Origin of the sequence: Methylopila sp. Yamaguchi, assembly GCF_002897035.1 — a bacterium.
In the GTDB taxonomy this organism is placed as follows: Bacteria; Pseudomonadota; Alphaproteobacteria; order Rhizobiales; family Methylopilaceae; genus Methylopila.
Window position 1 is genome coordinate 120,057 of sequence record NZ_BAUX01000002.1, and the last position, 18,266, is coordinate 138,322.

Sequence of the window (18,266 nt, forward strand, 5' to 3'; positions counted from 1 at the left end):
CAATTGCATCAGTAACGAGACATACAGGGAACTGCAGCGACTCACCATACTCGGCATCACTCGCGCCCAACTTGTATTGAGGCGGCGAGAGAAAGCTTTCCAACATGCGGGGTAAAAGTCAGGTGCGGGGCCACGCTCAAGCTGATTTTTGCGCGTGGAACGCAGTTCGCTTAGACGGGCGCGGCTGCTCAAACACGCGGCGGGCGGCGCCGCGCTCCCCGGGTCCACGGGGCAGGAACGCCCATGCGGGCGTACCGTCCCGCACATCCCCATCGCCTTTCCGCGGCGGCGTCTCACATAGGCTCCATATCCGCCTGGAGATCCTATGGACGCCATCCCCCACCGCCCCGACCGCGCCTCGTTGCAGCAGGTCATCGCCGGCCTGACGGACGGCGTCATCCTGGTCGAGCCCGATCAGTCCATCTCCTGGGCGAACGCGGCGGCGCTCGCCATGCACGGCGTCGACGAGGTCTCCGACCTCGGCGGCGACGTCGACGGCTACCGCGCCCGCTTCAGGCTCCGGTTCCGCAACAACCACCCGCTTCCGGAAGACCGCTACCCGCTTGACCGCGTCATCGCGGGCGAGAGCTTCGACGACGTCACGGTGGAGGTCACCCCAAGCGCCGACCCGGAGCGCGTCTGGGTGCACACGATCCGCAGCCTCGTCGTGATCGACGCGGCCGGAGCGCCGGACATGCTGGTGCTGATCGTCAAGGACGAGACCGAACGGTTCGAGGCCGAGGACCGGTTCGAGAGCGCCTTCAACGCCAATCCGGCGCCCGCCCTGATCTGCCGCCTCTCCGACCAGGTCTATGTGCGTGTGAACCAGGGGTTCATGGACATGACCGGCCACGACCGGGCGGCGGTGATCGGAAAGACGGTCCGCGAGCTCGACGTCTTCTCCGGCGCCGAGAACCACGACCGCGCCTTCGAGCGCCTCGGCGAAGGCCGTGCGGTCATGCAGATGGAGTCGGAGGTCCCGCTGCCGGACGGATCAAGCCGCGCCGCGATCGTGGCCGGCCAGCCGATCGAGGTGGCGGGCGAGCCCTGCATGCTCTTCACCTTCGCCGACCTCGAGCCGCGCCGGAAAGCGGAGATCTCTCTGCGCAAGAGCGAGGAGCGCTTTTCGAAGTCGTTCCGTCTGTCGCCCGTGGCGATGGCGATCACCCGTTTGCCAGACCACGCCTTCATCGACGTCAACCGCGCGTTCGAGGCGATGACGGGAACGCCCGAGATCGAGATCGTCGGCCGCAGCGCGTCCGACCTCAGGCTGTGGACGGACCCGGCGGCGCGGCGCGCGGTCGAGGCCGCGCTCAAGGACGGCCGCGGCGTGCAGGACGCGCCGCTGCGCATGCGCGCCGCCGACGAGGCGGAGATCGACTGTCTGGTCTCGGCGGAGGCGGTGGAGATCAACGAGGCGCCCTGCGTGCTGTGGGTCATCCAGGACGTGACCGAGCGCAAGAAGAGCGAGGACGAGCTGATCTCGGCGATCGAGAGCGTGATGGCCGACACCTCGTGGTTCAGCCGCACGGTGGTCGAGAAGCTCGCGAACCTGCGCCAGACCTCGCGCCGTCCCGGCCCCGGCGTCGGGCTCGACGATCTCACCGAACGCGAGCGGCAGATCCTGGGGTTGATCTCAGAGGGCTGCGACAACGTCGCGATGAGCGACCGTCTTGGGCTCTCCACCAACACGGTCCGCAACCACGTGGCGTCGCTGTTCCGCAAGATCGGCGTCAACCGCCGGGCCGCGGCGGTGGTGTGGGCGCGCGAGCGCGGAATCACCGGCAAGGCCGCGGCCGAACCGCGGCGCGCTCCGAAGAGCTGACGCCCGCCAGGTCTGGTCCCAAAATACCAGCTCGCCTGGTCTTTGCGTCTCTATGGACGGTTGTGCTCCCGGCCCACCTCCCATCCATCGCCGAGGGCGCGGCGCGCCAGCCGCGCTGGATCGGCAAAGGATGGAGACGATCATGGACAAGAACCGCATCGAAGGCGCCGCCAAGGAAGTGAAGGGCTCCGTGAAGGAGGCCATCGGCAAGCTGACCGGCGACACGACGACCGAGGCCGAAGGCAAGGCCACGAAGATCGAAGGCAAGGTCCAGGGGACGGCCGGCAAGGTCGCCGACAAGGTCCGCGACGCCGGCAAGTAACAGCCTTCGCAGGGCGGTCGCGTGGTCGACCGCCCTGCCCGCCGCATGTGCGCGGCCTGACGCACCGACAAATCTGCAGAGCCCCGGGAGGGCCATAATGACCGACACCTCCATCCCCGGCGGCGCACCGCTCGCGCGCGCCGATCTCGACCGCGCGGCCGCGCTTAACAGGTTCTCGCCGAGCCGGATTTCCTGGGGCGCCGTGTTCGCCGGCGTCGCGCTGGCCCTCACGGTCCAGTTCGCCCTCAACCTGCTGGGCGTCGGCGTCGGCGCCGCCGTGATCGACCCGGGCACGAGCGACAACCCCGGCGCCGCGGCGTTCACTATGGCCGGCGGGCTGTGGTACGTGGCGGCCGCGCTGATCGGCGCCTTCGCCGGCGGGTACGTCGCGAGCCGTCTCTCCGGCCGCGCCGCCAAGACGATCGGCGGCCTGCACGGCCTGACCGCCTGGGCCGCGACCACGCTTGTCGTTCTCTATCTCCTCACCACCTCGATCGGCGCGCTCGTCGGCGGCGCCTTCAGCGGGCTCACCAGCGTGATCGGCGGAGTCGGCGGCGCGGCGTCCAGCGCCGTGCAGGCCGCAGCTCCCAGCATCGCCGCCATGAACCCGCTGCAGCAGATCGAGACCGAGGTGCGCCAGGCCGGCGCAGGCCAGGACCCCGAGGCTCTGCGCTCCGGCGCGGCGGCCGCCGTGCAGGCGGTGCTGACCGGCGATCCGGCCAAGGCCGACGAGGCCCGCACGCGGGCGGCGGAGGCTCTCGCCCGGGCCCAGAACATCAGCCCCGAGCAGGCTCGCGCCCAGGTCGGCCAGTATGAGGAGCGCTACCGCGCGACGGTCGCCGAGGCCAAGCGCCAGGCGCAGGCCGCCGCCGCGACGACGGCCAAGGTCGTGTCCCGCGGAGCGCTGCTCGGGTTCATCGCCCTCGCGCTCGCGGCGATCGCCGCCTGGCTCGGCGGCGCCGCCGGCGCGCCCCGGGCGACGCGCGCCGCCCGCCGGGTCTGATCCCGATCGTCCAGGCCTTTCCCGAGGTCTGGACGGCAGGCAGGGGCGCTCCGCCCCCCTTTGCCCCTGCCGGAGGGCGGGACCCCATGGGGTCTCGCCCTTTTCTTCGCCGGAGGCGTAGATCACGGCCGCGTCCGGCGCGGCCATCTGCTAGGGGTCGGTGCCCGCGCCCCCATGGGACCCGATGACCAAGCCGGCCACTCGCTCTTCGCCCGATCCGCGGTCCACCCGATGAACGACGGCGACGAGGCCTTTGGAACGTCCGTTCCCGCCTGGCGCGCGCGACGGCTGCGCGCCCATCTCGGCGCCCTCGCCGCCGCGGGGGCAGCCGCGCGGGCGGCGGGCGAGCCGCGGGCGGCGCCTACGGAGATGGCGCACCGCGCGGAGGTCCGGCGCTGGCTTCAAGGATGGGACCGGGCGGACGCGGCGTCGGCGTCGAGCGGGCCCAAGCCCGCCACCCCGAAGCAACTCGCGAAACTGGCGCGCTGGGAGGCGGGCGTCGGCCGCCTGCGCCCCTCCGAAGGCGCGCTGCGCCGGGAGATACTTGAGGCCGTCGCCGAGGCGCTGCTGTCGGCGCGGCCCCTGCCCTTCGGGGCCATCGCCGCCGCCCACCGCGAAACCGTGCGGCGTTGCCGGGAGGCCGGCGTGCCGGCGCCGAAAGCGTCGCGCTACCGAAGGTGGCTGAAGCTTACGGGACGGGTTGCGGATCCGGCGGCATCGCCCCTTTCGGATTGACGCGCCGGGAGCGCGTGCGTCGACGCGTCAGAGGGGCCGGCTCGCACATGGACGGGGCCATGCGTTGCAATCTTGATTTGCGTGCGACGCCGGGTCAGCCGAGGCCGGACCGGTCGAGGGTCGCGATGAAGTCGCTCAGGCGGTCGCCCTGCACCAGGATGTGGGCGCGCAGCTCGCGCTCGGCGCCGGCCGTGTCGCCCGCGAAGATCGCCTCGACGATGCGCTCGTGCTCGGCGAGCGAGGTCGCGACGCGCGCGCCGGCGCGGAGCTGGAGCCGGCGGTAGGGCTTCAGCCGCATGTGGAGCCGGCGCGCCTCGTCGCCCAGGAAGTCGTTGTGCGCCTCGGCGTAGATCACGTGGTGAAAGCGCTCGTTGGCGAGATAGTAGGTGTCGCTGTCGCCGTCGGCGGCCTCCGCCCGGCAGTCGTCGAGCGCAGCCTGCAGCGCCCGGCGGCCGGGCCCGTCGATGCGGCGCGCGGCGAGGCCGCCGGCCATCGCCTCCAGCGCCGCCATCGCCTCGAACCGCTCGATGATGTCGCGGAAGCCGAGCGAAGCCACGAAGGCGCCGCGCCGCGGCAGCAGCGTGACGAGCCCCGTCGCCGCAAGCTGGCTCAGCGCCTCACGCAGGGGGGTGCGCGACACGCCGAAGCGGTCGGCCAGCGTCTGCTCGTCGAGGCGGTCGCCGGGGCTGAAGACGCCCGTGACGATGTCGGCCTCGAGCGCGAACCTGAGCGCGTCGGCGCGGCGGACGGGAAGCTCGTCCGCCGAAGGCCGCCCGGCCGCATTCCTCTTCGCCTTCAACGCCATACCGTTCGTCTCGCTGCCCGGCCACGACCCTACCGGCGGGCGCAGTCATGCACAATTGCATTTCTTGTATACGAAAATGTTGACACTGCATTTTTTGAGGCGTTTCCTGAGCGCATAAAAATCAACAGCCTGAGGAAACGCCGACGATGACCAGCGCCCCCCGCGATCCGGGAGGCGGCGGGCTCGCGCTCGCCCTCCCGTACGCCCCACCGCTCCTTCCCTCCCGGAGCGCCCGCCATGACGCCTGAGCTCCTCTCCATCGTCGGCCTCGGCGCGATGTTCGTCGTGGCGACGCTGCTGCCGGTGAACATGGGCGTGCTGGCCTTCGCCGGCGCCTTCCTGCTCGGCACGCTGGTGGCCGGCCTCACCACCAAGGCCATCATCGGGTTCTTCCCCTCCGGCCTGTTCCTGACGCTGGTCGGGATCACCTATCTCTTCGCCATCGCCCAGGCGAACGGCACCATCGACTGGCTGGTGCGGCTCGCGGTGAAGGCGGTCCGCGGCCGGGTCGTGATGATCCCCTGGATCATGTTCCTGGTCGCCGCGGCGCTGACGGCGGTCGGCGCGGTCAGCCCCGGCGCGGTCGCGATCATCGCCCCGATCGCGCTCGGCTTCGCCATCAAGTACGGCATCTCGCCTTTGCTGATGGGCCTCATGGTGATCCACGGCGCCCAGGCGGGCGGCTTCTCGCCGATCTCGATCTACGGCGGCATCACCAACGGCGTGGTGGCGAAGGCGGGGCTGCCGATGGATCCGCTCGTGACCTTCGCCGCGAGCTTCGCCGTCAACGCGGCCGTCGCGGCCCTGCTGTTCGCCGTGCTCGGCGGCCGGCGCCTGTTCGGCGCGCGGGTCGAGACCGCGAGCGCCAACGGGGCGCCCGTCGGCGGCTACGGCCGCCCGCCCCGGAACGAGCCGCGCTACGGCGACGCCGAGACCGAAGCCATTTCGGCCGAGCGCCGCATCGCGGCCGGCCAGACGCAGACCGACGCCGACCCCATGGCGGACAACCGCGCCTACCAGATGCTGACGCTGGGCGGCCTTATCCTGCTCGCCGTGCTGACGCTCGCCATCAACATCGACATCGGCTTCTGCGCCATCACGATCGGCCTCGCGCTGTCGCTGGTCGCGCCGACGCTGCAGCGCCGCGCCATCGCGCAGGTGACCTGGCCCGAGATCGTGCTGATCACCGGCGTCAGCACCTATGTCGGCGTGATGGAGAAGATGGGGACGATCTCCTACGTCGCCGACGGCGTCGCGGGCCTCGCCTCGCCGCTTACCGCGGCGCTGCTGCTGTGCCTGATCGGCGCCGTGGTCTCGGCCTTCGCCTCCTCGACCGCGGTGCTCGGGTCGCTGATCCCCCTTGCGGTGCCCTTTCTCCAGGGCGACACCGGCGTCGGCGCGATCGGCTTCATCGCGGCGATGGCGGTGTCCTCCACCATCGTGGACGTGAGCCCGTTCTCCACCAACGGCGCCCTGGTCCTCGCCAACTCGCCCGAAGGCTCCCGCGACGGCTTCTTCCGCCAGCTGCTGCTCTACGGGGCGATCGTCACGCTCGTGGCGCCGTTCGTGGTTTGGTTCCTGTTCGTGGTGCTGTGACAGTGTGCGGCGCCTTCCAGAGGCGCGTCATCCTCCGGCTTGTCCGGAGGATCCAGCCCGGACGCCCTGCGTCGTCGACGCCGAACCCTGGATGCCCCGGACACGCCGGGGCATGACGAGCCAACCTTGGAAGGGCCGACCTCTATGATCGATGCCTCACCCCGCTCCTGGTCGACCCGCCGCGACGACAAGCTGCGCCGTGTGCGGGCGGTCGAAGCGCATGCGGACGGCAAGGTCCTTCTCGCGGCGGAGATGGTCGCGGCGCTGGAGGCGGTCCTCGTCTCCGGCGACCGGGTCGCGCTCGAGGGCGACAATCAGAAGCAGGCAGACTTTCTCTCGCGCTCGCTCGCAAAGGTCAGCCCCGAAAAGGTGCGCGACCTGCACATGCTGATCTCGTCGATCTCGCGGCCCGAGCAGATCGACGTGTTCGAGACCGGCGTGGCCAAGAAGATCGACTTCGCCTACGCCGGCCCCCAGTCCCTGCGCGTCGCGCAGTTGCTGGAGGACGGCGCGCTCGAGGTCGGGGCGATCCACACCTATGTCGAGCTCTACGCCCGCATGTTCGTGGACCTGACGCCGCGCGTCGCGCTGGTGGCGGCCGAAAAGGCCGATCGGCGCGGCAATCTCTACACCGGGGCCAACACCGAGGACACGCCGACCATCGTGGAGGCGACGGCCTTCGGCGGCGGGATCGTGATCGCGCAGGCGAACGAGATCGTCGACGAACTGCCGCGCGTCGACATTCCCGGCGACTGGGTGGATTTCGTCGTGAAGGCGGACCGCCCGGCCGCAATCGAACCGCTGTTCACCCGCGACCCCCGCCTGATCACCGAGCAGCACATCCTTATGGCGATGCTCGCGATCCGCGGGGTCTACGAGCGGCACGGCGTGGTCTCGCTCAACCACGGCATCGGCTTCAACACGGCGGCGATCGAGCTGCTGCTGCCGACCTACGCCGAGCGCCTCGGGCTAAAGGGCAAGATCGCCCGGCACTGGACGCTAAACCCGCACCCGACGCTGATCCCCGCGATCGAGAGCGGCTGGGTCGACAGCGTGCACTGCTTCGGCGGCGAGGTCGGCATGGAGGCCTACATCGCCGCGCGCTCCGACGTGTTCTTCACCGGCCGCGACGGCTCGCTGCGGTCGAACCGGGTGCTGTGCCAGCTCGCGGGCCAATACGCCGTCGACATGTTCATCGGCGCGACGCTGCAGATCGACGGCGACGCCAACTCCTCGACCGTCACCGCCGGCCGGCTGGCCGGCTTCGGCGGCGCGCCCAACATGGGCCACGACCCCGGGGGCCGGCGGCATTCGAGCAGGGCCTGGCTCGACATGAAGACCGACCCCTCCCCGACCGCCCGCGGCAAGAAGCTCGTCGTGCAGATGGCGGAGACCTTTCAGTCGGGCGGCGTGCCGACCTTCGTGGAGGAGCTCGACGCCGTGGGCGTCGGACGGGCTGCGGGGATGCCGATCGCGCCGGTCATGATCTACGGCGACGACGTCAGCCACGTGGTCACCGAGGAAGGCGTCGCCTACCTCTACCTTGCGGCCGACGAGGACGAGCGTCGGGCGGCGCTGGCGGCGGTCGCGGGCGTCAGCCCAATCGGCCTGCGCCACGATCCGCGCCGCACCGACGACCTGCGCGCCAAGGGCCTGGTGGCCTACCCGGAGGACCTCGGCGTGGATCCCACCGAGGCCAGCCGCTCCCTCCTCGCGGCGCGCACCATCGAGGACCTCGTCGAATGGTCCGGCGGGCTGTACGCCCCGCCCGCCAAGTTCAGGAGCTTTTGAGCGATGATGGATGCGTCGACGTCGCCGTTCATATCCATTCGGTCCCGGTTCGGAACCGCGCCGTCATGCCCGCGCGCAGCGCGGGTCTCCACGACTTCCTCCGGCGCGCACGACGCCGAAGTCGTGGAGGCCCGCAAAGGCGTGCACGACGGCGGCGCGCGCGCCGACCGTTTGGCCGACCTCGCCGTCTCGGCGCTGATCGCCGAAGCGGAGCTCAGCCCCAAGCCCGGCCTCGTCGACCGGCGAGGCGCGGGCTCCCACGCCGACATGGAGCTCGACACGCTGCTCGCCTCCGCCGAGGCGCTGCGCCCGACCTTCGCGGCGCTCGCCCACGCCGCGGAAGGCGAGAGGCCCTCACAGGCCTTGCGCGAGACGCTCGCCCGCATCGGCCGCGACGGCGAGGCCGCGATGCTCGCCGCGACCGGCGGCGTCAACACGCACCGCGGCGCGATCTTCGCGCTCGGCCTGATCGTGGCGGCCGCAACGTTCGAAGGCTCCGGCGCTAAGGCCGCCGAGATCTGCGCGACGGCCGGCGCCATCGCGCGCTTTCCCGACGGCGCGGCCCCCGACGTCGAGCTGAACGGCGCCGTCGCCTGCCGCGCCTACGGCGTCGGCGGCGCGCGCGGCGAGGCGGCGGCCGGCTTTCCGCATGCGCTGGCCGCGCTCGACGCCCTGCGCGCAAGCCGCGCACGCGGCGCCTCGGAGACAGCCGCCCGTCTCGACGGGCTGATGGCGGCCATGGCGGGGCTCGACGACACCTGCCTGCTTCACCGCGGCGGAAGGCGGGCGCTGAGAGTGGCGCGTCTCGGGGCGCGCGTCGTGATCGCCGCCGGCGGCGCCGCGACAGTGGACGGCGGCACGGCGCTGCGCGCGCTCGACCGCCGCCTGCTCGCGCTCAACGTCTCGCCCGGCGGAAGCGCCGACATGCTGGCGGCGGCGCTGCTGCTCGGCGCGCTCCACGCCTGCCGTCATCCCGGCCGCAGCGAAGCGAAGAGCCGGGATCGCGCTCCGGAAGAGGCGCCCGCGCCTGCACACGATCCCGGATCGGCGCGGCTTGCGCCGCTTGTCCGCGATGACGCCTGCAGCAGGGAGGCCTGAGCCATGGAACGCTTCGAACTCCGCTTTTCAGGCAACGCGCCGCTCGCCGGACGCGCCCATGTGGGCGTTGTCGCCTCCGGCGATCTTGAGGTGCTGATGGAGCCCTCCAACGAGACGGTGGTCTCCGTCCGCACCAGCGTGGACGGTTTTGAGAAGGTCTGGCGCGCGACGCTGGCGCGCTTTTTCGCCCGCCATCCCGTCGCCGCCCGGATCGAGATCAACGACTCCGGCGCGACGCCGGGCGTCGTCAGCCTTCGTCTCGCCCAGGCGCTGGAAAGGACCAAGGCATGAGCGTTCCCGCCCTGATGAGCCGCACCAGCTTCGTGGAGCTGAACGCCCGCGAGCGCGCCCGCGCGCTGCTTGACGACGGCTCGTTCCGCGAGCTGCTCGGCCCCTTCGACCGCATCGAGAGCCCTTGGCTCGCGCGGCAGAACATCGTGCCGCAGGCGGACGACGGCGTGGTGGTGGCGCGCGGGACGATCGGCGGCGTCGCGGCTGTGGCGATCGCGATCGAGGGCGCGTTCCAAGGCGGCAGCACCGGCGAAGTCTCCGGCGCCAAGATCGCCGGCGCGCTGGAGCTTGCGGCGAAGGACGCCAAGGCGGGAAAGCCGATCCGCCCGGTGCTGGTGTTTGAGACCGGTGGCGTGCGGCTGCAGGAGGCCAACCTCGGCCTCGCGGCCATGGCGGACGTGCACGCCGCCGTGGTGGCGCTGCGCCGACACGCGCCCGTCGTCGGCGTCATCGCGGGGATGATCGGCTGCTTCGGCGGGATGGGGATCACCGCCGGACTGGTGAGCCGGCTCATCGTCACGCGCCAAGCCCGCCTCGGGCTCAACGGCCCGGAGGTGATCGAGCAGAACGCCGGCGTCGAGGAGCTCGACAGCCGGGACCGGCCGCTGATCTGGAGCCTGACCGGCGGCGAGCAGCGCCACGCGGTGGGCCTCGCCGACGATCTCGTCGCGGACGACGCCGACGCGCTGGCGGACGCGGTCCGCGCCGCCTTCGAGCGCGGGCAGCCTGCGGAGCACCAGAGCGAGCGGATCGCGTTCTGGCGCGGACGGCTCGAGCGCCTCCCCGCGACTCCGGAGGGCCCGGCGCTGCGCAAGCTCTGGATGGGAGATCGGCCATGAGCGCGACGATGAGCGCGGCCTTGTCGAGCCGCGGGCGGACCTGGTTCGAGGCGATCGCCGGCGGGGCAGCCCGGCTCGACGGCGGCCCCGCCTCCGTGCTCGCGGCGGACGTCGCGATCGGCGGCGACACGGTGCGGGTGATCTCCGTCGTGACGAATCCCGACAACCGCTTCCCGCGGGCGCGCGAGGGGGAGGTCGGGCTCGACGAGGGCTGGGGCGTCGCCGCACGGGTGCGCGAGGTCTTCGGACCGGAAAAGCGCGCGATCCTCGCGATCGTCGACGTGCCCAGCCAGGCCTATGGCCGCGCCGAAGAGCTCTACGGCATCCACCTCGCCTGCGCCGCGGCGGCAGACGCCTACGCCAGCGCCCGGCTCGCGGGCCATCCCGTGGTGTCGCTGGTGGTGGGGCGCGCGTTGTCCGGGGCGTTCCTGGCCCACGGCTACCAGGCCAACCGCGTGCTGGCCCTCGACGATCCGAAGATTTCGATCCACGCCATGGGCAAACAGGCCGCCGCCCGGGTGACCAAGCGCAGCGTCGAGCAACTTGAGACGCTCGGCGAGGAGATCCTGCCGCTCGCCTACGACGTGCGGTCCTTCGCGAAGCTCGGGCTGGTGCACGAGCTGATCGGCGGCGTTGACGCCGACGCGCCGAGCGCGGAGGACGCGGCCAAGGTCACGGCGCGCATCGCGGACGCCATTGCGGACGCCCGGAGCCGCCCGCGCGACCTCTCCAGCCGGCTGGCGTCGCCGGAGGCGCGCGAGAATCGCGCGGCGTCCATCCGGGTGCGCGAGGCCCTCGCCGCGCAATGGGGGTGAGGCCGCACGACCTGCTGCGCCTGAGGACGCCGGCCGCGCTCGAGGCCGTCGACGCGCCGGACTGGGTGGCGCGCTCGCTGGCCGCCGCGCCGTGGGTCGTGGTCCGCCGCGCGGGGTTCGTGCGAGGCCGGATCGCGGTCGGGGTCCGCGGAAACTCTCGCGCCGAACGCTTCGCGGCCGTCGTCGCGGAAGCCGCGGTCGCCGAGCGCCTCAGCCCGGAGGACCTGCGTGATCGCCCGCCGCCGCGAGCCCATCCCGCCTTCGCGGCGCTGGCGCAGCTCGGGCCCGTCCTCGACGCCGCGGGGCTGCCGGGGGGGCCCGCCGGCGCGGCCGGCTATGAGTTGGCGACCGGGCGCCCGGCGCTCACCGCGGCGAGCGACCTCGACCTCGTGCTGCGCTTCGACGGCGTCCCCGACATGGCCGCCCTCGCCGCCGTGTCCGCGGCCGCGGCCCGCGCTCCGCTGCGGGTCGACCTCGTGGTGGAGACGCCGGCCGGCGCGGTCGCGCTGGACGAACTGCTGGGCGACTCCCCCCAAGTTCTGCTGCGCACCCCGCAGGGGCCGCGCCTCGCCTCCCACGCCGAACTTTGGGTCACGGCGACATGCTGAGGACCGCGCTGCTGTTTCCCGGCCAGGGCTCGCAGCGCGCCGGCATGCTCGCCGCCCTCCCCGACCATCCCGCGGTCCACGCCGCGCGCGACGAGGCGAGCGCGCTCCTCGGCCGCGGCTGGCGGGAGCTCGACGACGTCGACGCGCTGTCGCGCACCGACGGCGCGCAGCTCGCGCTCACGATCGCGGGAGTCGCCGCGGCGCGCGCGCTGATCGCCGAGGGCGCGCCGATCGACCTCGTCGCGGGGCACTCCGTGGGCGCCTTTCCGGCGGCGGTCGTGGCCGGCGCGCTGTCGTTCGAGGACGCGCTGACGCTCGTCGCGCTCCGCGGCCGGCTGATGGCGGAGAGCCACCCGCAAGGCTTCGGCATGACGGCGATCATCGGCCTGCGGGAAGGCGCCGTCGCGCGCCTCGTAGAACAGGCGCAAGCCACCGGTCCAGTCTATGTGGCGAACCGAAACGCCGAGCTTCAGATCGTCGTGTCCGGCGCCGACGCCGCGCTCGCCCGCGTGGCCGAACTTGCGCTCGAGGCCGGGGCGCGGAAGGCGGAGCGGCTGAACGTGCGGACGCCCTCCCACTGCCCGCTGGTCGCGCCGGTCGCGGAGCGCTTGAGGGAGGCCCTGCGCGATGTGCGTCTGAGCGCTCCGGCGATCGCCTATGTCAGCGCCCGCCGCGCCCGCGTGCTGCGGGCGCCTGAGGCGATCGGCGACGATCTCGCGGCCAACGTCGCAGAGCCGGTCCGCTGGCGCGACACGGCGCGGCTGCTGGGAGAGCTCGGGGTCGAACTCGCCTTCGAAACGCCGGCGGGATCCACGCTCGGCGACCTGACGGCGGAGACGTTGCCGGACATTCGGACCTGCGCGCTCGATCAGGTCTCATTGCGGTCCGCCTGCGTCCTGGCCACCGCCCCTCGCGGGTAAGGTGACCCGCGCGGGGCGCGTTCTCATTCCGTGGCGTGAGCCGTCGTGCGAAGACCAGAAGCCCGAGGCCTCAGTCGAGCCCGTGAGGCGCGCGCAGATCGCTGGCCCGTCTACGCGGGACGCCCGACGCCTCGGACGAGGCTTGAGCCGCGACGCGCGGGACATGACAGCCGCCAGCGGAGCCAATCAGCGCCGACCAGCCGCCGCTTGTGAGCCGCCACCCGAACATCGAGAACACGATCATCTTTTCTCGATGAAGCGCGCTCAGCACCTCGCCGTCGAAAACGACCGGAGCATCGGGCGTCGCGATCTGAGCCAGCGTCGCCCGCGCAGCTTGAGCCATTTTCGGCATGTCGTCCCCGATCCGATCATGTCAGTCGGGCTAGAACACCGCAGCGCCGAGATTGTTGCATGACAACTCGCTTGCGCCGACGTTTCCGCGGCGCGGCCGACGCCGCTCACCCGCGGCGCGGCCGACGCCGCTCACCCGCGGTGCGGCCGACAGCGCTGCGGGCGAGCGTTCGACATCTGGCCCGCTGGGCGTCTAGGAGAACCGCGCTATAGTACCGCTGGGCGACTGAAAACACCCGTGAGCATACAGTGATGCGTACCTGCGTGAGACCTAGACTGACGACGCTGACCGGGCTCATGGCGGCGGTAGGCATCGGAGTCGCGGTTCCGCAGGGCGTCGGCGCCTACGAGCTGGAATATCGCTCGCCCTTCGGGCCATGCCAGATGGATTGCGCCGTCACTGGCTTCGTTGGCGCGCTCGTGAAGAGCTCGATGTCGTCGATCTACGTGACGCGGGGCCTGCCGCCGACGAGCTGGCGCTACGGCGATTCCGGCATCGTGGGCGGCGCGTTTTCCCGCGAGGTCGTGACCTACGGCCCGCTCTGGGCGATCGAGACGGAGGTCGGCGCCGCCAAGCGTTTCGGTTCGCTCGACGAGTTTGAGGCCTGGACCGCGCTGTACTTCCGATGGAAGAGCTTCCCCTGGAGCGACGTGGTCCGCACGTCGGTCGCGATCTCGACCGGGTTGAACTGGGCGTCCGACGTCCCGCGCTACGAGGTCCAGAAATCGCCGGGCGGACAGTCGCAACTGCTGCATTACCTCTCGCCGGAGGTCACCTTCGGCTCGGTGAAACACCCCGACGTCGACTTGGTGTTCCGCTTCCACCACCGCTCCGGCGGCGAGCTGGCGGTGTTCGACAACACGAGCGGCGGCGCGCAGTACGGCACGGTAGGCCTGCGCTTCCGCTGGTGAAGAGGGCCGCGGTCAGCGGCGCGGAGGCGAGAGCGTTCGACGCTCAGAGGCGACGCCGCTCGCGGGTCGACGCCCACACGACCGGCGCGACCGAGAGGAGGATCGCGCTGACGAGCGCGCCGACCGCGAGCAGTCCGCCGCTCGAGATCTCGATCTCCGCCTCGCAGGACGCCGGCCCAAGCCGCGCCTTCCACGAGGCGCGATGACGCTGGGGCCTCTGAACGGGGTCGAGGGTCTGAGACATGGACTGAGGTCTCCCGGGACGTTGGCGCGAGCGGGCTTCATCCGACCCCGCCCGAGCGGCGGGAGCGAACGACGGGCGGAACGACCCTATCAGGCCCAGACCCACCCGACCCAAGCCGCGCCTTGGGAAGGCGACAAGCCGGCGCGGATGCAAAGCATTTTTGATGAAATGGCGCGCCCTACGGGAGTCGAACCCGTCTTTTCAGCGTGAAAGGCTGACGTCCTAACCGATAGACGAAGGGCGCGGCGACGGGACGTATAGGGGGGTTCGCCGCGGCGGGCAAGAGCGCGGAACGGGCCGCCGCGCTCAGAAACCGAAGAAGCTGAGAACAGGCTGCGCGAAGGTCTCGATCAGCTTGACGATCGCCGTCGAGAAGGCGGCGAGGATCGCGAAGCTCGCCGCGGTCGCCGCCCAGCCGACGCCGATGGCGACGCCGTCGCGCTCGATGATGCCGAGCGCGAAGGCGGAGATCGCGATCGCCGGGGGCATGTTGCCGAAGGGAATCGGCAGCACCAGGATCAACGCCAGAACGAAGCAGGCGAGCCCCGTGAAGCGGTCCGCGAGGTAGCTCGTCATGACCTCCGCGCGCGGCTTGAGCAGGCGCTCGAGCTTCGCGACCCAGGGCTCGACCTTCGCCGCGAGGGTGCGGAAGTCCTCGCGCTTCAGCGAGCGCTCGGTGATGAAGCGCGGCAGCCAGAGCCGCTGGGACCCGATCATCAGCTGCAGCGCGATGAAGAACAGCGGCGCCCCGAGGATGGCCGAGGTGCCGGGCGGCATCGGCAGCGCGTTCGGGAGCGCGAACAGCAGCAGGAGCGCCCCGAAGGCGCGATCGCCGAAGGCCTCGAGGATCCGCCCGATGCTGATGCGCTCGTGCTCGCTGTCGGCGAGCTCGCGCAGCACCTGCGAGAAGCCGCGATGCGGCCCATGCGGGTCTTTAGCGCGCACGGAGGCGGGCGGCGGGGAGCTGGCGACGTCGGTCACTCAACCTCTGGGGAGCTGGCCGCCGCGCAATCCGGCGACCTTCGGGGCCACTCAACGATGGAAACATGAACATCGCGTGGCGCTTCGCCCTCCGACCCATGCACCTTCGCGTCGAGAGATGGCGCTCGCGTCGCGCCATTCAATGCGGCCCGCTCACCGTCCGCCCGGCGCGGCGTCGATCAGGCGGAGGCTCACCCGCTCCGAACCGCCCCAGCGGTCGACGCCGAGCGCCCCCGCGGCGTGGATCTTCGCCCCTCGGGCCGAGAGCAGCGCCCGGCCGAGGTCGGCGTCCGCCGCGCGGAAGGCGATCGCGCCCACCGAGGCGCCGTCGCCTGCCCTGAGGCGCAGGCGCACATGGCCCTGCCCTACGACCTCGGCCGAAGAGACCGTGTGGTCGGCGAGCGCCAGCACCGGCTCCGGCGCGCCGGAGCCGAACGGCCCGGCGCGCTCGAGCTCGCGGACGAGGTCCGGGGTCGCGGCGGCGGCGGTGAGCGCGGCGTCAACGGCGAGCGAGCGGTCCGCCCGCGCCCGCAGGACGTGGCCCTTCAGGCGGTCCTCGAGAAACCCGCGGAAGACGCCGAGCCGGTCGGCCTTCAGGGTGACGCCCGCCGCCATGGCGTGGCCGCCGCCCTTGACCAGCAGGCCGTCGGCGACCGCCTCGCGCACCACAGCGCCGAGATCGACGCCGAGGATGGAGCGGCCGGAGCCGACGCCGGTCCCGTCCGCGCCGAAGGCGATGGCGAAGGCGGGGCGGCGGAAGCGCTCCTTCAGCCGCGCGGCGACGAGGCCGACGACGCCCGGATGCCAGCCTTCGCCGGAGACGACGACAGTCTGCGCCGCTTCCTCGTCCGGTCCGAGCGCGGCCCAGGCCTCGGCCTCGCCCTCGGCGAGCGTCGCCCGTTCGATCGCCTGCCGCTCGCCGTTCAGCCGGTCGAGCTCGGCGGCGATCGCCGTCGCGCGCTCCTCGTCGTCGCAGAGCATCAGCCGCGCGCCGAGCCCCGCGTCGCCGATGCGGCCGCCGGCGTTGACGCGGGGGCCGAGGAGATAGCCGAGATGGTAGGGCGTCGGCGGGCCGTCGAGCCGGGCGACGTCCATCAACGCGCGCAAGCCTAGCCGGGACCGCGAGCGCAGCGCGATCAGCCCCTTCGCCACGAAGGCGCGGTTGAGGCCCTTGAGCGGAACCACGTCCGCGACGGTGCCGAGCGCGACCAGATCGAGCGCGGCGAGCAGGTCGGGCTCGCCTCCCCGCGCCGCCCAGAACCCGCGGCGACGCAGCTCTCGGGTGACCGCCACAAGCGTCATGAACACGACGCCGCAGGCCGCGAGGTGGCCAAGACCCGACAGGTCGTCCTGGCGATTGGGGTTCACCAGCGCCGTCGCGTCGGGGAGCGCCTCGCCGACCTGGTGATGGTCGAGGACGATCACGTCGAGGCCTCGGGACCGGGCGTGGGCGAGCGCCTCGTGGCTGGTGGAGCCGCAGTCGACGGTGACGAGCAGCGTCGCGCCGCCGTCCGCCAGCATGTCGATCGCGCCGACGTTTGGGCCGTAGCCTTCGAAGATCCGGTCCGGAATGTGCGTCTTCACCGCGGCGCCGGCGGCCTGAAGGAACTCCGCCAGCAACGCCGTCGAGGTCGCGCCGTCGACGTCGTAGTCGCCGAAGATCGCCACCGTCTCGGCGCGCTCGACGGCGTCGGCGAGGCGGCCCGCCGCCGCCGGCATCGCCGTCAGCGTGTCGGGATCGGGCATCAGGCGGCGGAGCGAGGGGTCGAGGTGGCCGACCGCGGTTTCGCTCGTCACGCCGCGACCGGCCAGAACGCGGGCGAGCAGGTCGCCGTAGCCGTGGTCGCGAACGAGCTCGGCGGACAGCGCTCGGCCGCGCGCGTCGAGCCGGTCCCGCCAGGCCCGTCCGCCGAAGGACGCGACGACGCCCAGGAACGCGTCGGACGGATCGCTCCGCAGCGCGGTCGCCGCGGCGGTCGGGGCGATCATGGACGTTGATTCTCCATGGGCCCAACATAGTCCATGGCGTTCGGGATAGCCCGCATCTCAGTCGAGGTGGAACTTCTCCGTGCGGGCGTGCTCGGCCCGGATCCGGCGGCTGGTGCCGGTCGAGGAGCGCATGACGAGCGTCTCGGTCACGATCGCCCGACGGCCGAAGCGCACGCCCGCAAGCAAGCCGCCGTCGGTGACGCCGGTCGCCGCGAAGATGACGTCGCCGCGGGCCATGTCGTTCAGCTCGTACACACGGCTGAAGTCGGAGATGCCCGCGGCGGCGGCCTTGCGGCGCGCGTCCGGCGAGTCGAGCAGAAGCCGGCCCTGCATGTAGCCGCCGGTGCACCGCAGCGCCGCCGCGGCGAGGACGCCCTCAGGCGCGCCGCCGACGCCAAGATAGATGTCGATGCCGGTCTCGTCCGGATCAGTGGTGTGGATCACGCTCGCCACGTCGCCGTCGGTGATCAGCCGGATCGCGGCCCCGGTGGAGCGGATCGCGTCGATCAGGCGCGCGTGGCGCGGCCGGTCCAGCACGCAGGCGGTGATCTCGCGCACCGGCACGCCCTTGGCCCGGGCGAGGCTCTCGACGTTCTCCTGCGGCGAGCGGCCGAGGGCGACCGTGCCGGCGGGGTAGCCCGGCCCGATCGCGATTTTGTCCATGTAGACGTCCGGGGCCTTCAGCAGCGTTCCCGCCTCGGCGATCGCGAGCACCGAGATGGCGTTGGACTGCGCCTTGGCGCAGAGCGTGGTGCCTTCGAGCGGATCGAGCGCGATGTCGACGCGCGGCCCCTGCCCCGAGCCGACCTCTTCGCCGATCCAGAGCACGGGGGCCTCGTCGCGCTCGCCTTCGCCGATCACCACGACGCCGCGGATCAACAGATGGTCGAGTTCGCGCCGCATGGCGTCGACGGCGGCCTGGTCGGCGGCGCGCTCGTCGCCCCGTCCGCGGAAGAACGCGGCGGCCACGGCCGCGCGCTCGGTCACGCGGACGAGCTCGATCGTCAGCGCTCGATCGATCGCGTCGTTCGCGTCGAGCGGGCCGAGGCCCTGCCCTTCCGGTTCCAATTCGGCTCTGAGAGCCGTCGCCTTCTTCGCCACGTTTCGTCCCCTGCGGCTCGCGCCGCTCCGCCCCGGTTCG

Annotated in this window: 19 protein-coding genes and 1 tRNA gene; 13 read left to right on the top strand and 7 right to left on the bottom strand. The window is 72.1% G+C overall.

The window, feature by feature from the left end; translation table 11 throughout:
* Positions 1-325 precede the first annotated feature (325 nt).
* From METY_RS02760 to METY_RS02775, 4 genes are all read left to right on the top strand, one after another.
* Positions 326-1,825, top strand: a complete 1,500-nt coding sequence (locus METY_RS02760; protein WP_103119876.1) for a helix-turn-helix transcriptional regulator — start codon at positions 326-328, stop codon at positions 1,823-1,825.
* A 142-nt stretch (positions 1,826-1,967) separates the two neighbouring features.
* A complete protein-coding gene (locus METY_RS02765; RefSeq protein ID WP_103120122.1) occupies positions 1,968-2,147 on the top strand; it encodes a CsbD family protein in 180 nt (59 codons plus the stop codon).
* 97 nt (positions 2,148-2,244) lie between these two features.
* Entirely contained in the window at positions 2,245-3,150 is a 906-nt protein-coding gene (locus METY_RS02770; protein WP_103119877.1) for a PhnA-like protein, read from the top strand.
* 231 nt (positions 3,151-3,381) lie between these two features.
* Positions 3,382-3,885 (top strand): hypothetical protein, encoded by a 504-nt coding sequence (locus METY_RS02775; RefSeq protein WP_244593494.1) that lies wholly within the window; start codon positions 3,382-3,384, stop codon positions 3,883-3,885.
* A gap of 94 nt (positions 3,886-3,979) precedes the next feature.
* Here the strand turns inward: METY_RS02775 and METY_RS02780 are convergent, their stop codons facing one another.
* Positions 3,980-4,690 carry a GntR family transcriptional regulator gene (locus METY_RS02780; RefSeq protein WP_200819579.1) on the bottom strand — a complete coding sequence of 237 codons (711 nt, stop codon included), beginning with the start codon at positions 4,688-4,690 and terminating at the stop codon, positions 3,980-3,982.
* Between the two features lie 237 nt (positions 4,691-4,927).
* Here METY_RS02780 and METY_RS02785 point away from each other — a divergent pair, with 237 nt between their 5' ends.
* The 8 genes from METY_RS02785 to mdcH all read left to right on the top strand — a co-directional run bounded on the left by METY_RS02785 (position 4,928) and on the right by mdcH (position 12,648).
* Positions 4,928-6,286 carry an SLC13 family permease gene (locus METY_RS02785; protein WP_103119879.1) on the top strand — a complete coding sequence of 453 codons (1,359 nt, stop codon included), beginning with the start codon at positions 4,928-4,930 and terminating at the stop codon, positions 6,284-6,286.
* A gap of 144 nt (positions 6,287-6,430) precedes the next feature.
* Positions 6,431-8,077, top strand: a complete 1,647-nt coding sequence (mdcA, locus tag METY_RS02790) for a malonate decarboxylase subunit alpha (RefSeq protein WP_103119880.1) — start codon at positions 6,431-6,433, stop codon at positions 8,075-8,077.
* 123 nt (positions 8,078-8,200) lie between these two features.
* A complete protein-coding gene (locus METY_RS02795) occupies positions 8,201-9,175 on the top strand; it encodes a triphosphoribosyl-dephospho-CoA synthase (protein ID WP_200819580.1) in 975 nt (324 codons plus the stop codon).
* A gap of 3 nt (positions 9,176-9,178) precedes the next feature.
* Complete coding sequence (locus METY_RS02800) at positions 9,179-9,466, top strand: malonate decarboxylase subunit delta (protein ID WP_103119881.1); 288 nt, start codon at positions 9,179-9,181, stop codon at positions 9,464-9,466.
* Positions 9,463-10,305 carry a biotin-independent malonate decarboxylase subunit beta gene (locus METY_RS02805; RefSeq protein WP_103119882.1) on the top strand — a complete coding sequence of 281 codons (843 nt, stop codon included), beginning with the start codon at positions 9,463-9,465 and terminating at the stop codon, positions 10,303-10,305. Before METY_RS02800 ends, METY_RS02805 begins: the two co-directional genes overlap by 4 nt.
* On the top strand, positions 10,302-11,120 hold the full coding sequence (gene mdcE / locus METY_RS02810; protein ID WP_244593495.1) for a biotin-independent malonate decarboxylase subunit gamma: 819 nt from the start codon (positions 10,302-10,304) through the stop codon (positions 11,118-11,120). Before METY_RS02805 ends, mdcE begins: the two co-directional genes overlap by 4 nt.
* Positions 11,111-11,728, top strand: coding sequence for a malonate decarboxylase holo-ACP synthase (locus METY_RS02815; RefSeq protein ID WP_103119883.1), 618 nt, complete (start codon positions 11,111-11,113; stop codon positions 11,726-11,728). The genes mdcE and METY_RS02815 overlap by 10 nt, the downstream gene beginning before the upstream one ends.
* Positions 11,722-12,648: a malonate decarboxylase subunit epsilon gene (mdcH, locus tag METY_RS02820; protein WP_103119884.1), complete on the top strand. Its 927-nt coding sequence runs from the start codon at positions 11,722-11,724 to the stop codon at positions 12,646-12,648. The genes METY_RS02815 and mdcH overlap by 7 nt, the downstream gene beginning before the upstream one ends.
* A 70-nt stretch (positions 12,649-12,718) precedes the next feature.
* Here mdcH and METY_RS02825 read toward each other — a convergent pair whose 3' ends face one another.
* Positions 12,719-12,991, bottom strand: a complete 273-nt coding sequence (locus METY_RS02825; RefSeq protein ID WP_103119885.1) for a hypothetical protein — start codon at positions 12,989-12,991, stop codon at positions 12,719-12,721.
* Between the two features lie 260 nt (positions 12,992-13,251).
* Here METY_RS02825 and METY_RS02830 point away from each other — a divergent pair, with 260 nt between their 5' ends.
* A complete protein-coding gene (locus METY_RS02830; protein WP_244593496.1) occupies positions 13,252-13,911 on the top strand; it encodes a hypothetical protein in 660 nt (219 codons plus the stop codon).
* A 43-nt stretch (positions 13,912-13,954) separates the two neighbouring features.
* On the opposite strand, the gene METY_RS02835 is transcribed toward METY_RS02830, so the two are convergent.
* The 5 genes from METY_RS02835 to glpX form a co-directional block, all read right to left on the bottom strand.
* Positions 13,955-14,155, bottom strand: a complete 201-nt coding sequence (locus METY_RS02835) for a hypothetical protein (protein ID WP_103119887.1) — start codon at positions 14,153-14,155, stop codon at positions 13,955-13,957.
* Between the two features lie 169 nt (positions 14,156-14,324).
* A tRNA-Glu gene (locus METY_RS02840) sits at positions 14,325-14,399 on the bottom strand.
* 62 nt (positions 14,400-14,461) lie between these two features.
* Entirely contained in the window at positions 14,462-15,136 is a 675-nt protein-coding gene (locus METY_RS02845; protein ID WP_103119888.1) for an exopolysaccharide biosynthesis protein, read from the bottom strand.
* A 153-nt stretch (positions 15,137-15,289) separates the two neighbouring features.
* Positions 15,290-17,125 (bottom strand): single-stranded-DNA-specific exonuclease RecJ, encoded by a 1,836-nt coding sequence (gene recJ / locus METY_RS02850; protein ID WP_103119889.1) that lies wholly within the window; start codon positions 17,123-17,125, stop codon positions 15,290-15,292.
* A gap of 57 nt (positions 17,126-17,182) precedes the next feature.
* A complete protein-coding gene (glpX, locus tag METY_RS02855; RefSeq protein WP_103119890.1) occupies positions 17,183-18,193 on the bottom strand; it encodes a class II fructose-bisphosphatase in 1,011 nt (336 codons plus the stop codon).
* Between the last annotated feature and the right edge of the window lie 73 nt (positions 18,194-18,266).

Excerpts from the sequence above, each read along its gene's own strand:
- METY_RS02785 (WP_103119879.1), top strand. The coding sequence starts at position 4,928 with ATGACGCCTGAGCTCCTCTCCATCGTCGGCCTCGGCGCGATGTTCGTC.
- METY_RS02765 (WP_103120122.1), top strand. The coding sequence starts at position 1,968 with ATGGACAAGAACCGCATCGAAGGCGCCGCCAAGGAAGTGAAGGGCTCC.
- METY_RS02775 (WP_244593494.1), top strand. The coding sequence starts at position 3,382 with ATGAACGACGGCGACGAGGCCTTTGGAACGTCCGTTCCCGCCTGGCGC.
- METY_RS02780 (WP_200819579.1), bottom strand. The coding sequence starts at position 4,690 with ATGGCGTTGAAGGCGAAGAGGAATGCGGCCGGGCGGCCTTCGGCGGAC.
- METY_RS02825 (WP_103119885.1), bottom strand. The coding sequence starts at position 12,991 with ATGGCTCAAGCTGCGCGGGCGACGCTGGCTCAGATCGCGACGCCCGAT.
- METY_RS02760 (WP_103119876.1), top strand. The coding sequence starts at position 326 with ATGGACGCCATCCCCCACCGCCCCGACCGCGCCTCGTTGCAGCAGGTC.
- METY_RS02800 (WP_103119881.1), top strand. The coding sequence starts at position 9,179 with ATGGAACGCTTCGAACTCCGCTTTTCAGGCAACGCGCCGCTCGCCGGA.
- mdcA (WP_103119880.1), top strand. The coding sequence starts at position 6,431 with ATGATCGATGCCTCACCCCGCTCCTGGTCGACCCGCCGCGACGACAAG.
- METY_RS02805 (WP_103119882.1), top strand. The coding sequence starts at position 9,463 with ATGAGCGTTCCCGCCCTGATGAGCCGCACCAGCTTCGTGGAGCTGAAC.
- mdcH (WP_103119884.1), top strand. The coding sequence starts at position 11,722 with ATGCTGAGGACCGCGCTGCTGTTTCCCGGCCAGGGCTCGCAGCGCGCC.
- METY_RS02770 (WP_103119877.1), top strand. The coding sequence starts at position 2,245 with ATGACCGACACCTCCATCCCCGGCGGCGCACCGCTCGCGCGCGCCGAT.
- METY_RS02815 (WP_103119883.1), top strand. The coding sequence starts at position 11,111 with ATGGGGGTGAGGCCGCACGACCTGCTGCGCCTGAGGACGCCGGCCGCG.
- METY_RS02830 (WP_244593496.1), top strand. The coding sequence starts at position 13,252 with ATGCGTACCTGCGTGAGACCTAGACTGACGACGCTGACCGGGCTCATG.
- recJ (WP_103119889.1), bottom strand. The coding sequence starts at position 17,125 with ATGATCGCCCCGACCGCCGCGGCGACCGCGCTGCGGAGCGATCCGTCC.
- mdcE (WP_244593495.1), top strand. The coding sequence starts at position 10,302 with ATGAGCGCGACGATGAGCGCGGCCTTGTCGAGCCGCGGGCGGACCTGG.
- METY_RS02835 (WP_103119887.1), bottom strand. The coding sequence starts at position 14,155 with ATGTCTCAGACCCTCGACCCCGTTCAGAGGCCCCAGCGTCATCGCGCC.